The sequence below is a fragment of the Pseudomonas sp. genome (genome assembly GCF_049301935.1).
Taxonomy (GTDB): Bacteria; Pseudomonadota; Gammaproteobacteria; order Pseudomonadales; family Pseudomonadaceae; genus Aquipseudomonas.
Genome location: NZ_JBAQLP010000138.1, coordinates 20476 through 34504 on the forward strand (window position 1 = coordinate 20476; position 14029 = coordinate 34504).

General features: G+C 64.4%; 13 protein-coding genes and 1 riboswitch. Of the genes, 7 read left to right on the forward strand and 6 right to left on the reverse strand.

Annotated features, from left to right (window positions below):
• Nucleotides 1–27 precede the first annotated feature (27 nt).
• Entirely contained in the window at nucleotides 28–996 is a 969-nt protein-coding gene (locus WA145_RS18055) for a polyprenyl synthetase family protein (RefSeq protein WP_422582888.1), read from the forward strand.
• Between the two features lie 62 nt (nucleotides 997–1058).
• Here the strand turns inward: WA145_RS18055 and amn are convergent, their stop codons facing one another.
• Nucleotides 1059–2531 carry an AMP nucleosidase gene (amn, locus tag WA145_RS18060; protein WP_422582889.1) on the reverse strand — a complete coding sequence of 491 codons (1473 nt, stop codon included), beginning with the start codon at nucleotides 2529–2531 and terminating at the stop codon, nucleotides 1059–1061.
• 83 nt (nucleotides 2532–2614) lie between these two features.
• Entirely contained in the window at nucleotides 2615–2941 is a 327-nt protein-coding gene (locus WA145_RS18065; RefSeq protein ID WP_422582890.1) for a DUF3703 domain-containing protein, read from the reverse strand.
• Nucleotides 2942–3048: 107 nt separating this feature from the next.
• Here WA145_RS18065 and WA145_RS18070 point away from each other — a divergent pair, with 107 nt between their 5' ends.
• Nucleotides 3049–3789, forward strand: coding sequence for a hypothetical protein (locus WA145_RS18070; protein WP_422582891.1), 741 nt, complete (start codon nucleotides 3049–3051; stop codon nucleotides 3787–3789).
• A 4-nt stretch (nucleotides 3790–3793) separates the two neighbouring features.
• Here the strand turns inward: WA145_RS18070 and WA145_RS18075 are convergent, their stop codons facing one another.
• The 4 genes from WA145_RS18075 to WA145_RS18090 form a co-directional block, all read right to left on the reverse strand.
• A complete protein-coding gene (locus WA145_RS18075; RefSeq protein ID WP_422582892.1) occupies nucleotides 3794–4474 on the reverse strand; it encodes an energy-coupling factor ABC transporter permease in 681 nt (226 codons plus the stop codon).
• Nucleotides 4475–4529: 55 nt separating this feature from the next.
• Nucleotides 4530–4737: riboswitch (cobalamin riboswitch) on the reverse strand.
• Nucleotides 4738–4834: 97 nt separating this feature from the next.
• Nucleotides 4835–6487, reverse strand: a complete 1653-nt coding sequence (locus tag WA145_RS18080; RefSeq protein WP_422582893.1) for an acyl-CoA dehydrogenase family protein — start codon at nucleotides 6485–6487, stop codon at nucleotides 4835–4837.
• On the reverse strand, nucleotides 6484–7137 hold the full coding sequence (locus WA145_RS18085) for a TetR/AcrR family transcriptional regulator (RefSeq protein WP_422582894.1): 654 nt from the start codon (nucleotides 7135–7137) through the stop codon (nucleotides 6484–6486). The genes WA145_RS18080 and WA145_RS18085 overlap by 4 nt, the downstream gene beginning before the upstream one ends.
• 182 nt (nucleotides 7138–7319) lie before the next feature.
• Nucleotides 7320–9701 (reverse strand): 7TM diverse intracellular signaling domain-containing protein, encoded by a 2382-nt coding sequence (locus WA145_RS18090; protein WP_422582895.1) that lies wholly within the window; start codon nucleotides 9699–9701, stop codon nucleotides 7320–7322.
• Between the two features lie 241 nt (nucleotides 9702–9942).
• Between WA145_RS18090 and WA145_RS18095 the strand changes: the two genes are divergently transcribed.
• The 5 genes from WA145_RS18095 to WA145_RS18115 form a co-directional block, all read left to right on the forward strand.
• Nucleotides 9943–10737, forward strand: a complete 795-nt coding sequence (locus tag WA145_RS18095) for a hydroxymethylpyrimidine/phosphomethylpyrimidine kinase (RefSeq protein ID WP_422582896.1) — start codon at nucleotides 9943–9945, stop codon at nucleotides 10735–10737.
• Between the two features lie 13 nt (nucleotides 10738–10750).
• Complete coding sequence (thiE, locus tag WA145_RS18100) at nucleotides 10751–11377, forward strand: thiamine phosphate synthase (RefSeq protein ID WP_422582897.1); 627 nt, start codon at nucleotides 10751–10753, stop codon at nucleotides 11375–11377.
• Nucleotides 11378–11452: 75 nt separating this feature from the next.
• Nucleotides 11453–12742 (forward strand): glutamate-1-semialdehyde 2,1-aminomutase, encoded by a 1290-nt coding sequence (gene hemL, locus WA145_RS18105; protein ID WP_422582898.1) that lies wholly within the window; start codon nucleotides 11453–11455, stop codon nucleotides 12740–12742.
• On the forward strand, nucleotides 12742–13398 hold the full coding sequence (locus WA145_RS18110) for a DUF6962 family protein (protein WP_422582899.1): 657 nt from the start codon (nucleotides 12742–12744) through the stop codon (nucleotides 13396–13398). Before hemL ends, WA145_RS18110 begins: the two co-directional genes overlap by 1 nt.
• A 92-nt stretch (nucleotides 13399–13490) precedes the next feature.
• A partial coding sequence (locus tag WA145_RS18115; protein WP_422582900.1) for a tetratricopeptide repeat protein occupies nucleotides 13491–14029 on the forward strand: 539 nt, incomplete at its 3' end.

Genomic DNA, 14029 nt, shown 5'->3' on the forward strand with positions numbered 1-14029 from the left:
GCATCCCATGATTCACAGGTACCAGCGATGCAACCCCAGGCCTTTTACCGCGTGGTGGCGGATGACTTTACCGCCGTCGACGGCATCATCCGCAAGCAGGTGGTATCGCGTGTGCCGCTGGTCGAGAAGATCGGCGACTATATTATCTCCGCAGGCGGCAAACGCCTGCGCCCGCTGCTGGTCTTGCTCAGCGGCAAGGCCCTGGGCCTGCAAGGCGACCAGCTGCGCCTGCTGGCCGCGACCATCGAGTTTCTGCACACCGCGACCCTTTTGCACGACGACGTGGTCGACATGTCCGACATGCGCCGCGGCCGCAGCACCGCCAACGCCCAGTGGGGCAACGCACCGAGCGTGCTGGTCGGCGACTTCCTTTATTCACGCTCGTTCGAAATGATGGTCGAGCTCGGCTCCATGCCGGTGATGAAGATTCTCTCCAAGGCCACCCGGGTGATCGCCGAAGGCGAAGTGCTGCAGCTGTCGAAAATCCGCGACGCCAGCACCAGCGAAGAAACCTATATGGAAGTCATCCGCGGCAAGACCGCGATGCTCTTCGAGGCCTCGACCCACAGCGCCGCCGCACTGGCCGGCGCCAACGCCGAACAGACCGAAGCCCTGCGCACCTTTGGCGACCACCTGGGCGTGGCCTTTCAACTGGTCGACGACCTGCTCGACTACAAAGGCGACGCCAGCACCCTGGGCAAGAACGTCGGTGACGATCTGGCCGAAGGCAAACCAACCCTACCGCTGATCTACACCATGCGCGAAGGCACGCCCGAGCAAGCCGCACTGGTACGCCAGGCGATCCAGAAAGGCGGCATCGAGGACCTGGAAAGCATCCGCAACGCCGTGGAAGCTGCCGGCGCGCTGGACTACACCGCACAAAAGGCTCGCGACTACGCCGAACGCGCCATCGACTGCCTGGAAGCCCTGCCGCCCAGCGAGTACCGCGACGCCCTGGTCGAGCTCAGCCGCTTTGCCGTCGCCCGGACACACTGACGCCCAACGCGCCCCCACGCCCGACCACCTCCCGTGTCGGGCTGCCTATACCGAACGCAGTATCAGCGGAACGGCGGCTCATCGAAGCTGCGCAGCTTGCGCGAATGCAGCGAGTTGAGCTGGTTACGCAGCAGATCGAGCGCGGTGATGCCGATGTGTAAATGCTGGGTCACCGCGCGCTCGTAGAAGGCACCGGCCGCGCCGGGCAGTTTGATCTCGCTGTGCAGCGGCTTGTCGGATACACACAGCAGGGTGCCGTAGGGCACCCGCAGGCGATAGCCCTGGGCGGCGATGGTGCCGCTTTCCATATCCACCGCCACCGCGCGGGACAGGTTGATCAGCGGCCGCTCCTGGGCCCAGCGCAGCTCCCAGTTGCGGTCGTCGTAGGTCAGCACGGTGCCGGTGCGCAGGCGTTTTTTCAGCTCGTCGCCCTGCTCGCCGGTGACCTGCTTGGCCGCTTCCTGCAACGCCTGCTGCACTTCGGCCAGGGCCGGCAGCGGGATATGCGGCGGCAACACGCGGTCGAGAATGCCGTCGCGGCGCATATAGGCGTGGGCCAGCACATAGTCGCCAATGGTCTGCGACTGACGCAGCCCGCCGCAGTGGCCGATCATCAGCCAGCAGTGCGGGCGCAGCACCGCCAGGTGGTCGGTGATGTTCTTGGCATTGGATGGGCCGACGCCGATATTCACCAGGGTAATGCCGTCGCCATCGGCGGCTTGCAGGTGGTAGGCCGGCATCTGGTAGCGGTGCCAAACCACGCTCTCGATAATCGCCTGCATCTCGCCTTCGGCCATGCCCCGACTGATCACCACGTTGCCGGGCATGACCATGCGGGTAAAGCGCGACTCGCCCACCAGCATGTCCAGGCCATGACGGATAAACTGGTCGACGTAGCGGTGGTAGTTGGTCAGCAGAATCCACGGCTGCACATGCCGCCAGTCGCTGCCGGTGTAATGCACCAAACGACGCAGGGAGAAGTCCACCCTTGCCGCGTCGAACAGCGCCAGCGGCAGTGGGTCGGTGTTTTCCCAGTCATACAGGCCATCGGCGGTGCCGTCGGTGGCGGCCGACAGGTCGGTGCTGGGGAACACCCGCGCCAGCTCGGCGGCGGTCACCCCGGAACCGGCCAGCTCATCGCCCTGCTCGACCACGTAGGGATAAGGAATATTCTGCTGGCTAAGGCCCACTTCCACGCGCACGGTGAAGTCACTCATCAGCGGGCGCAGCTGCTCCAGCAGGTATTTGCGGAACGCCGCAGGGTGCGTCACGGTGATGCTGTAGGTGCCCGGCACCTGCACCTTGGCATAGGCGCGCACGGTGGTTGGCACTTCGCCCTGACACAGGTAGATCAACCGCAATTCGGGGTAGCGGAACTGGCACTGCTGGGCGGCGTCCGGCTTGATGCGCTCTTTCAGGTAACGCTTGAGCGCCTGGCTGAGGGCGGTGGTCGCCTGCAGGTGCAAGGCGGCCAGACGGTCCACCGCATCTTCTGCGGTGTTGGCGACAATAAAGTCATCGGAACAAGGGTTCACAGGGCACCTTCCTAGCTGATCTCAATGGCTCTATCTTGCCCTGATCCGCCGCGCTTGGGATAGCGCGACGTTGCCGGCGCAGGCTACTTGAGCAGCGCCTTGAGATCCTCAGGCAGCGCCTGCGGCGTCAGCGCGCCGACCCGCCGCGAGCCCGGATTACCCAGGGGAAACAGCCCCAGCAGCGAGCCCAGGCTACCGGGGATGCGCAGCAGTTGCGCCCAGCCCTCGGCCCAGTCACGCTGGCGCCAGGCCCAGCCGAGCAGCCACAGGTGACTGCGCAGGTGTTCGCGAAAATAACGCTGGCCGAGAATATGCGCCCGTTCCAGATGGCGCAGTTCGGCGGCAGGATCGATGCCGCGCTGGGCACGGGCCAGTTGGTATTCCTGATAGAAGGCTTGTTCACGGGTCATGGCAACGCTCCTAGTTAAACTGCAGCGCCAGTCTGCAACTGCGGGGCGGCCCCCAGGTCAAGCATCCGTTGCTAATCTTCAGGCAGCCCACCGCCTAAGGAAAATCCATGCCGCGCACCCTGCTCACATTTGTGCTGTGCCTGTTACCCGGTGTTCTGCTGGCCGACACCCTGGACGGCCACTACCTGACCACACTGGACGGCCAGCCAGCCGAAATGTACCTGCGCAGCCAGGGCCAGCAGGTCAGCGGGGAATATGTCGAGGGTGGCAGATTGCGCCTGCAGATCAGCGGCAACTTTGACGGCCAGCTGCTTAGCGCGCAGATCAGCGAAGCGCAATCCGGACAGCTGATCGCCAATATGAATGCCACCTACGCCAACGGCGTGCTCAACACCCATATCGCCGCGCGCAACCCAACGACTGGGGCAACCCTGGAACGCAAGGCGCTGTTCCACCGGCAGAAGCTTGGCGCTGCCGCGACCACGCCAAGCAGCAGTACGAGCAGCAGCACACGCGACCCGGCGTTGGTCGGCACCTGGGTGCACGAGAAGCTGATCAACAGCGGCGGCGCCAATTTCGCCGCCATGACCACCCAGATGATCCTGCAACTGAATGATGACGGCAGCGTTGCGCAATGGACGCGCAGTGTGGCCGGTGGCGCCGACTGGAACTACGACAGCCCTGGCGAGCTGCAATACAGCGGCCGCTGGCAGAGCCACAACGGCCTGCTGGAAGTGCAGATGCAGGGCCGCAGCGACTATCAGCCCGCCGCCTACTACCGCTTCAGTGACCAGTACCTGGTCACTGAAAGCAATACCGGCAAGCTGATCTGGCAGCGTCGCCAGTGATCAATCAGGCCGGCTGGTGCAGACGCGCGTTGAACAGCGGCCCACGGCTATAAGCGGACAGCGCCTTGGCGGCGGCCAGCACCCCCAGATCGACCAGCGGTTCGATCAGGATCACGCTCATATAGGCCAGACCGAAGCTGCCGACGGCCGCCAGGTTCTCAGCGGAAAAGCCCTGACCGTAGAACGCCCAGAAGCCGACCCAGGTGACGATGCCGCCCTGATAGGCGGTCGACAACGCCAGCGCCTGCTTGTAGGAGAGGTCCACATAAGCGGTGCCCGGCGCGATAAGGCGCTTGGCCAGCAGACTGATCGCCCACAGCGGCAGCAGCAGCGTGGTGACGTTCATGCCGTACTGCGGCAGGTCAAACTGGGCGAATAGCAGCCCCTGCAGTAGCAAGCCGAGGGCCAGACCAACAGCCGTGGCACCCGCGCCAAACAGCAGCAGCAAGGTAGAACCGAGGATCAGGTGTACCTCGGAAACCCCGACCGCATGGCGCGGAAAGACCTCGAAGAAGCAGAGCACCAGGGCGGTGGTCAACAGGCTGCGCAGCACCAGGGCGGCGGTGCCGCCGTTGCTGCGTAGGCTGTCGAGGGCAAGTTTGGCCGTAAGGCCAAAGGCACCTGCGGCGGTTGCATAACTGAGGAAGAGTTTGGTGCCAGTGACGACTTCTGGTTCGATGTGCATAGAGATTCCTGTACCGCGCCCACCGCGCGATGATCTGGATGGAGGGGATGGGCATAAGCGCCCGGCTTCGATGGCAGGTCTCCTGGCTCACGGCTTGATACTTCGCCCGCCTTCCCGACCTTGCGGCCAGTGGCATATGGGCGTTGCTCACCGTTTACAGTTGCGGGGGCAGCCATGGCTTCGGCACCAGTTGCAGTGCCACCTATGTTCCCTTTTCATCCAGTCGTTCAATACGAGCTGGAACCATCGGCGGCCACCTTAACCGCAGGCCAAGAGAAATGACAGAGCCCGGCGCAGAGACCGGGCTCAAGATGAAAGCGCTAAGGAAGTCAGTCAGCGCTTATCGGCAAAGCAAACGCCTTAGATCAGATGCGGCGTACTGCGTGCCACCAGTGCCTCGACGTCCAGCCCACGCGGCAAGGTGCCGTAAACCCGGCCGCCCTGGCCGCCCAGGCGGCTGGCGATAAAGGCATCGGACACCGGCGCATTACCGGCTTCCAGTAGCAGCTTGGCCTGCAGCGCCAGAGCCACGTCTTCGGTGAGCTGGCGGGCGCGGTACTGGATATCGGCGGTGTCGCGGAAATCCGCCTGCAGCTTGGCAATATGTGATTTCAGCCGTGCATCGCCGTGGCCATCGCCCAGTTCGCTGAACAGCGCATCGAGCACGCCGGGCTCCTTGGACAGCGCGCGCAGCACGTCCAGGCATTGCACGTTGCCCGAGCCTTCCCAGGTCGAGTTGACCGGCGCTTCGCGGTACAGCCGTGGCAGGATGCTGTCCTCGACATACCCGGCGCCACCCATGCATTCGGCGGCCTCGTTGATCATCGCCGGCGCGCGTTTGCAGATCCAGTATTTGCCCACGGCGGTTACCAGGCGGGCGAACTTGTCTTCCTGATCAATGTGGGCGTTATCCAGCGCCTGGCCCATGCGCAGGGTCAGCGCCAGGGCCGCTTCGCTTTCCAGGGCCAGATCGGCCAGCACGTTCTGCATCAGCGGCTGCTCACTCAGCACGCGACCGCCAACCTGGCGATGGGCACAATGGTGCGCGGCCTGGCTCAGCGCCTGACGCATCAGCGCGCTGGAGCCGATCATGCAGTCGAAGCGGGTCAGCGCGACCATCTCGATAATGGTCGGCACGCCGCGGCCTTCTTCGCCCACCATCCAGGCCAGGGCGCCGCGGAACTCCACCTCGCTGGAGGCGTTCGACCAGTTGCCCAGCTTGTTTTTCAGACGCTGGATATACAACTCGTTGCGCGTGCCGTCCGGGCGGTGGCGCGGCAGCAGAAAGCAAGTCAGGCCCTTGTCGGTGTAGGCCAGGGTGAGGAAGGCATCGCACATCGGCGCCGAGCAGAACCATTTATGGCCGACCAGCTCATAGGCCTGACCGGGGCCACCGAGACCGACCGGGTAGGCGCGGGTGGTGTTGGCGCGCACATCGGTGCCGCCCTGCTTCTCGGTCATGGCCATGCCGATGGTCGCGCCGGTTTTCTGCTCGATCGGCAGGTTGCGCGGGTCGTACTGAGTGGAGAGGATTTTCGGCAGCCACTGCTCGGCCACATCGCCCTGTAGTTTGAGCGCCGGCACGCTGGCGAAGGTCATGGTCAGCGGGCAACCGCTGCCGGCTTCGGCCTGGCTGTGCAGGTAGCTCATGGCAGCGCGCGCCACCTGGGCACCGGCACGCGGGTCGGTCCAGGGCGCGGTAGGAATGCCATGCGCGATGGCCGCACTCATCAACTGGTGATAGGCCGGGTGAAACTCCACCAGATCGACCCGATGACCGAAGCGGTCGTGGCTTTTAAACACCGGCTTATTTTCATTGGCGAGAAAGCCCGCGACCATCAGCTCACCGCCGGCCAGGGCGCCGTAAGTATCGAGTTTCTGCTCGGCCCAGCCCGCGCCGAAACGCTTGCTCCACTCCTGCAGCGGCAGGTCGACGCGGTACAGGTTGGCCCCATCGAGCGGCGGCACCTGATTGAACACTTCATGGGTTTCGGCGTGTTGGCTGGCGTTCATGGCTGCGGCTCCTCTTCGGGCAATCGGGCGCCGACGGCGCGTAGACAGAAAGTGACCAACGCCTGGCTGACTTCGGCCAGGCTGGGGGCGGGATAACCGGCTTCGCGGGCCGCGCGGGCGGGCGGCGACAAGGGGCCGACCAGGGCTTCGGCGATGGCGCCGACCAGACAGGCGGCGACCAGATTGATCTGCTGCACGCGGAACACGCCCTGTGCGACGCCTTCCTGCAGCAGCTCGATAAACAGCTCGGCGTAGGCTTCACGGTAGAGCAGGCGCTGCTCGTCGACTTCCGGGTCGACCGGTTCGGCGATCAGCGCAAAGGCCAGCCGGCGGCTGTCCCAGGCCCGCGCGGCAAAGCGCTCCAGCCCGGCGGCCAGACGCTGTACCGGGCTGCCGGAGCCGCGCACGGTGGCAGCCAACGCATCGACCTCACGCTGGCTGGCCAAGGCAAACACCTCGGCCGCCAGTTCGCCCTTGTTGCGAAAGTGGCGATACAGGCTGCCCGTGGCGATGCCGACATCCTCGGCCAGCGCCTGCATGGTCAAGGCAGCAAAGCCACCCTCGGCCACCCGCGCTAATGCAGCGCTGATGATGCGCTCACGCAGCGCCTGATCGCGGTCGATACGCAGGGCGGTGGTGCGATAGGCCATGGTCTGAATCCTGATTCACTGTTGCTTAAGTGAATCAGGATTCAGCGTTTGCGCAAAGAGGCATTTCGGCCAAGAACGAGGGCTGGCCGGGTGCGGCAAGCATCCGCAGAACCCGGATTGCGCTAGCGCTTATTCGGGCTACGAGGGTGGTGGCTCGGGCCAATCGTGTCTTTACACTCGACTCAGCCGGTACGACAGAGCACCCAGTCATGTAACAGACTGCGCAGCTGCTCGAACTTCACCGGCTTGGCCAGGTAGTCGCTCATGCCGGCGGCCAGGCAGCGCTCGCGGTCGCCGCTGTGGCTGTGGGCGGTAATCGCCAGCACCGGCAGCAGCTGGCAGCCAGGCAGATTGCGCAGCGCCCGGCAGGTGGCGAAACCGTCCATCACCGGCATCTGGCAATCCAGCAGCACCGCGTCGATGGGCTCGTTGCGCAGCACCTCCAGGGCTTCGGCGCCGTTGTCGGCGGTGCGCACCTGATAACCCAGTTTGAGCAGCATGCCGCGGGTTACCAGCTGATTGATCGCGTTGTCCTCGACGATCAATACCCTGCACTGCTCAGGCGCGCGCAGCGCCGGGCCGGTGGCGCGCAGCACGACGGCGGCCGGGGTGGTCATCTGCACCGGCAGGGCCAGCGGCAGTTCCAGGCGAAAGCTGCTGCCCTGGCCCGGACGGGACTCATGACTGAGATCACCGCCAAGCAGATCGACCAACTGCCGGCAGATCGCCAGGCCAATGCCCAGGCCGCCGTACTCGCGGGTCATGGAACCGTCCAGCTGCTGGAAGCGTTGATACAGCTTACCGTCGGCCGGCACGGTAAAACCCGCGCCCGTGTCGATCACCTCGACGCGCAGCGGCAGAATATCGCTGACCGTGCCGCCACGGCTGACCCGCACGCGCACCTCGCCCTGCGCGGTGAACTTGATGGCGTTGTCCAGCAGGCAATTAAGGCTTTGCAGCAGCTTGCTGGCATCCCCCTCAAGGGTGTCCGGCAGGCTGTCATCCAGCTCCAGAACAAACCGCAGGCCCTTCTCTTCGGCGCGCGGCGCGTACTGCGCGCGCAGGCCGTCGAACAGGCCACGCAGGCTGAACGGCTCACGCCGCGGATACAGACGCCCGGCCTGCAGTTCGGTGAGGGCCAAGATGTCATTGACCATGCGCATCATGTCGCGGGCCGAGCTGGCGGCAGTGCGTTGGTAATGCGCCAGCTCGCCGTCGATCTCGAGCATCTGCATCAGCTCCAGCGAACCAATCACCCCGTTCATCGGTGTGCGCAGCTCATGGGTGACGGTGGCGAGGAATTCATCCTTGAGGCGGTTGCTATTGGCCAGTTCCTGGTTGAAGGCTTCAAGCTTGAGCCCGGCCTCCTGGAGGATGCGCGTACGCTCTTCCTTCATCGCATTGATGCGGTCGGCCAGGGCCAGGGACAGCAAGCCGACTTCCAGCGCCGAGCCAATCTGGCTGGCGTACATGGTCAGGAACATATTCGGCAGATAACCCAACACCATCAGGGTGTTGAGCATTCCGCCGACCAGAAAAGCGCTCCAGGCGATGATGAAATAGCGCGCCACGCGCATGCCGCGCATCCAGGCGAGGATACCGGCGCTGAAGATCACCACGGTAAAGCCCAGCGCCAGGTAAGTGGCCAGGCGCAGCGACAGGGCATAGCTGGCGGTCAGCGCCAGGGTCATCACCAGCACGCCTGAGGCCATCATCAGCAGCAGCGCGCGATCGACCCAGGGGCTGTGCTCGGCGGTATGCAGAAAACTGCGGGCAAACTGACAACCAAACAACGCGGCCGCGCCAATCAAAAACGGCGTAGCGGCATTCGCCCACCAGGGACTGTTCGGCCAGAAATACTCAATGGCCGCACCGTTGACCGACAGCTGGTAGAAGCCGAACGAGGCGATATAGAGGATGTAATACAGGTAGCTGGTGTCGCGTACGCTGAGGAAGATAAACAGGTTGTAGATCAGCATCACCAGCAGCACGCCGTAGATGATGCCCAGCACGTAGATGCGCGCCGGCTGCTCTTCCAGATAGGCATTCGGCGCCCACAGGGTCAGCGGTGCCTGAATCGAACCCTGGCTTTCCAGGCGCAGGTAAACGCTTTGCCGCTGCGCCGGTGGCAACTTCAGCTCGAACACATAGTTGTGCTGTTTGATCTCACGGCTGGAGAACGGCAAAGCATCGCCCGTGTGTTGGCTCAGCTGATAGAGCCCCTGCGCATCGGGCAGGTACAGCTGCACATGATCAAGCGGCGGATAGGCCAGTTCCAGCAACCAGGGCTGCACGCCCGTGGCCTGCTGCGGGCGGTATTCCAGATCCAGGCGCAACCAGAACACCGAGCGCGAATAGCCGGCGTTCAGTACACCCTTGTCGTGCTGACGGAAACTGGCTTGCAAGGCCGGCGAGGTGATGTCTTCGATGCTGGCATCGCCGCGGACATCCTCAAATACCGACATGGCCTTGCCGAGCGGCAGGCTGCGGGTGTGTTCGTCAAAAACCAGTGCCCCGGCCAAGCCAGGCATCAGCATCAAGCAACAGAGAAGGATGTAGTGCATGCAGCTCAGCCAGGGTAAGCCAGCAGCGCCACGGTGCGCCGCTGGAAGCGGTTTATTTGGATGCAGGCACTCTAGCATAGGCATTTACCCGTAGCCCGGATGCAATCCGGGAACCTTCTGCACGCCGAACAACAGCCCCGGATTACATCCGGACTACGGGCTGCGACAGATCGTCCGCCTGGCGGGCTTTCCTGGCGCAGCGGGGTCTGCAAGGCGTGGTTTGGTGGTAAGCTCGCGCACCATGAAAACGCCTACCTCTCGCCCCGTAGTGCTGTGCCTGTCCGGTCATGACCCTTGCGGTGGTGCCGGCCTGCAAGCCGATATCGAAGCCCTGCTCGCCCAAGGCTGTCACGCCGCTCCCACCGTGACTGCGTTGACCGTGCAGGACACAGTCAACGTTTCCGACTTCCGCGTGCTCGACCGCGAATGGGTATTGGCCCAGGCCACTGCGGTGATCAACGACCTGCCCGTAGAAGCCGTCAAGCTCGGCATGCTCGGCTCGGTCGAGATGGTCGAAACCGTGCTGGAGATCATGCAACGCCTGCCGGGTATTCCGCTGGTCTGCGACCCGGTGCTGCGTGCCGGCGGCGGCGGCGCCCTGGGCAAGGACGAAGTCGGCTATGCCATGCGCGAGCGCCTGCTGCCCGTCGCCACCATCGCCACGCCGAACCTGCCGGAAGCGCGCATCCTCGCCGAACTGCCGGACGGTACGGCCGATGAGTGCGCCGAGAAACTCCTGCCCTATATCCAGCACCTGTTGATCACCGGCGGTCATGGCGACGAGCATGAAGTGCACAACCGCCTGTACAGCCGCGACGGCAGCCGCCACACCTTCGTCTGCCAGCGCCTGCCCGGCAGCTACCATGGCTCTGGCTGCACCCTGGCCAGCACCCTGGCCGGTCGCCTGGCCTTGGGCCAGGAACTGGTCAGCGCCGTGCAATTTGCCCTCGACTACACCTGGCGCACCCTGCGCGATGCCGAACAGCCTGGCCACGGCCAGTTTATTCCGCGCCGCCTGCCACTAGACCTCTCTTGATGGAGCGCTTGCGATGAAACTGCGTGGCCTGTATGCCATCACCGACAGTGAATTGCTCAAGGGCAAGCTGCTGTCCTACGTCGAGGCCGCACTCAAGGGCGGTGCGACGCTGCTGCAATACCGCGACAAGTCCAGCGATGACGCCCGCCGCCTGCGGGAAGCCGAAGCCCTGCGCGAGCTGTGCAACCGCTATGGTGCCGCGCTGATCATCAACGACGACGCCGAACTGGCCGCCCGTCTCGGCGTTGGCCTGCACCTGGGCCAGGGCGATGGCTCGCTGTCCGTCGCCCGCGCCCTGCTCGGCCGCCAGGCGATCATCGGCGGCACCTGTCATGCCCAGCTGGAGTTGGCCGAAGCCGCCGCCAAGGAAGGCGCCAGCTACGTCGCCTTTGGCCGTTTCTTCAATTCCACCACCAAGCCCGGCGCACCGGCGGCTGACGTCGCGTTGCTGACAGCGGCGAAAGCCAAGATCAACCTGCCGATTGTCGCCATCGGCGGCGTGACCCTGGACAACGCCCCCCACCTGATTGCCCACGGCGCCAGCATGGTCGCGGTGGTGCACGGCCTGTTCGGCGCCGACTCGGCTGCTGAAGTCGAGCGCCGCGCCCGCGCCTTTAGCGCCCTGTTTACCCAGAAATAACGGCCTGGAGCCATAATTAATCCTTGTCAGGGGCAGCCCGGCTCGCCCCGATAGCCAGCTTTGAGAGACTCTGCCATGTCCCGTTCCGAAACCCTCTTCGCCAACGCACAAAAGCACATCCCCGGCGGGGTCAACTCGCCGGTGCGCGCGTTCAAAAGCGTCGGCGGCACCCCGCTGTTCTTCAAGCACGCCGAAGGCGCCTACGTCACCGATGAAGATGACAAGCGCTATGTCGATTACGTCGGTTCCTGGGGCCCAATGATCCTCGGCCACAGCCACCCGCAAGTGCTCGACGCGGTGCGCAACCAGTTGCAGCACGGCCTGTCCTACGGCGCACCGACCGCCATGGAAACCGAGATGGCGGACCTCGTGTGCAGCCTGGTGCCGTCCATGGAAATGGTGCGCATGGTCAGCTCCGGCACCGAGGCGACCATGAGCGCCATCCGCCTGGCCCGTGGCTACACCGGCCGCGACAACATCATCAAGTTCGAAGGCTGCTACCACGGGCATTCCGACAGTTTGTTGGTGAAAGCTGGCTCCGGCCTGCTGACCCAGGGCGTGCCGAGCTCGGCGGGCGTACCGGCGGACTTCGCCAAACACACCCTGACCCTGCCGTTCAACGACCTGGCTGCGGTTGAGCAGATGCTCAGCGAAGTCGGCTCAACCGTCGCCTGCATCATCGTCGAGCCGGTGGCCGGCAATATGAACTGCGTGCCGCCGGCTCCGGGCTACCTTCAAGGCCTGCGCGAGCAGTGCGACAAGCATGGCGTGGTGCTGATTTTCGACGAAGTGATGACGGGGTTTCGCGTCGCCCTCGGCGGCGCTCAGGCGTATTACGGCGTCACCCCGGACCTGACCACCTTCGGCAAGATCATCGGCGGCGGCATGCCGGTCGGCTGTTTCGGCGGCAAGCGCGACATCATGCACTGCATCGCCCCGCTCGGCCCGGTCTACCAGGCCGGCACCCTCTCGGGTAACCCGCTGGCCATGGCCGCCGGCCTGACTACTTTGCGCCTGATCAAACGTCCGGGCTTTCACGCCGAGCTGACCGACTACACCAGCCGCATGCTGCAAGGCCTGCAGGACCGCGCCGATGCCGCTGGCATCCCGTTCGTCACCACCCAGTCGGGCGGCATGTTCGGCCTGTATTTCAGCGGTGCCGACGACATCGTCACCTTCGATGACGTGATGGCCAGCGATGTCGAGCGCTTCAAGCGCTTCTTCCATCTGATGCTCGATGGCGGCGTGTACCTGGCCCCCAGCGCCTTTGAGGCCGGCTTTACCTCCATCGCCCATGGCGATGCCGAGCTGAAAATTACCCTGGACGCCGCCGAGCGCGCCTTTGCCGAGTTGAAGAACGCCTGATGCAATTCAGCACTGCGCTGTCTGATGGCGTATTGGCGCTAGCCTGCCTGGCCTGCGCAATCGCCATCGGCAAAGCCCGCAAGCACTATGGCGAGGCCGATCAGCCGGCGCTGTTCTGCGCCCTACTGGGGTTTCTCCTGCCGGCTGCTGCGGCTGGCGTCGGGGGGCTTCGCTTTGGCATCGACCCCAGCGCGCAGGCCGCGCACCTGTGGCTAAGCCAGGCCAGCAGCTTTCTCGGTCTGCCGCTGCTCGGCGCCGCCGCGCTGGCGCTGGGCCGTGGCTGGCAATGGAGCCGCGCCAACTGGGGGCGCATCCTGCTGGGCCTGTGCGCCTTCTTCGAGCTGTTCCGGCAGATGAACCAACTGGAGGATTACCGCCTGCTGCTCAACCTGGCGACCCTGCTGTTGATCCTCTACGCCGGCGCCGTGCAGTGGCCCACGCGTGCGCCGCTGGCGGCGGCCATTGCGGTGGTCGGACTGTTTCTGTTGGCCGGCTTGGCGGTGGGCACTGAAGGTTTTATCGGCTCGTTACGCCGGATTGATCTGTTCCATGCCCTGCTGACACCGGCCTACCCACTGCTGGCCTGGTTGCTGCTGAGCCTGCCTGGCAGCGCAAAACTTGGCCGCACAGAAGAAAACCCGGTAAAGACTTTGTAAGAACTCCGCTGCTTATTTCATAATGTGACGGCTGCCGCGTTCCGGCGGCCGGGCACATCGCTCGCTTTGCATCCCGAGGTAAACGGATTTTCATGAAACGCACCGGCCGCACCCTGTCCCTGGGCTGCCTGTTGCTCCTGCTGCCACTGCTTGCCTCGGCAAGCGGCAACTCCTTGCTGATCCCCGCGCTTGGCAGCTGCTCACTCAACACCGCCCCCGAAGAACTGCCCGCCGCCCTTGAGGCCTGCGAGCAGGCTGCGCTCAATGGTGACCTGCAGGCGGAATTCGAGCTGGGCGAGTTCTATTACGACGGCAAGCGCGTCGAACGTGATCTCAGCCAGGCGCTGAAATGGTTCGAGCAGGCTTCGCTGCAAGGCCACGCGCAAGCGCAATACCGCCTGGGCATGATGTTCTTCCGTGGCGAAGGCGTACCGGCGAATGCGGTGCAGGCGTATATCGTGCTGAAGATGGCAGCGGTGAACGGCTCGGACGAAGCCATGGACAGCGCCGACCTGATCGCCGCGCAAATGCCCCGCGATGAGCTGGAAATCGCCAGCCAGGTGCTCGGGCAGATCTTCCGCAACTACCTGCTGGAGTTGCAGAACGCCGACACCCTTACCTCGCCGTTCGC

Excerpts from the sequence above, each read along its gene's own strand:
- WA145_RS18055 (WP_422582888.1), top strand. The coding sequence starts at position 28 with ATGCAACCCCAGGCCTTTTACCGCGTGGTGGCGGATGACTTTACCGCC.
- WA145_RS18065 (WP_422582890.1), bottom strand. The coding sequence starts at position 2,941 with ATGACCCGTGAACAAGCCTTCTATCAGGAATACCAACTGGCCCGTGCC.
- WA145_RS18070 (WP_422582891.1), top strand. The coding sequence starts at position 3,049 with ATGCCGCGCACCCTGCTCACATTTGTGCTGTGCCTGTTACCCGGTGTT.
- WA145_RS18075 (WP_422582892.1), bottom strand. The coding sequence starts at position 4,474 with ATGCACATCGAACCAGAAGTCGTCACTGGCACCAAACTCTTCCTCAGT.
- WA145_RS18080 (WP_422582893.1), bottom strand. The coding sequence starts at position 6,487 with ATGAACGCCAGCCAACACGCCGAAACCCATGAAGTGTTCAATCAGGTG.
- WA145_RS18085 (WP_422582894.1), bottom strand. The coding sequence starts at position 7,137 with ATGGCCTATCGCACCACCGCCCTGCGTATCGACCGCGATCAGGCGCTG.
- WA145_RS18090 (WP_422582895.1), bottom strand. The coding sequence starts at position 9,701 with ATGCACTACATCCTTCTCTGTTGCTTGATGCTGATGCCTGGCTTGGCC.
- WA145_RS18095 (WP_422582896.1), top strand. The coding sequence starts at position 9,943 with ATGAAAACGCCTACCTCTCGCCCCGTAGTGCTGTGCCTGTCCGGTCAT.
- thiE (WP_422582897.1), top strand. The coding sequence starts at position 10,751 with ATGAAACTGCGTGGCCTGTATGCCATCACCGACAGTGAATTGCTCAAG.
- hemL (WP_422582898.1), top strand. The coding sequence starts at position 11,453 with ATGTCCCGTTCCGAAACCCTCTTCGCCAACGCACAAAAGCACATCCCC.
- WA145_RS18110 (WP_422582899.1), top strand. The coding sequence starts at position 12,742 with ATGCAATTCAGCACTGCGCTGTCTGATGGCGTATTGGCGCTAGCCTGC.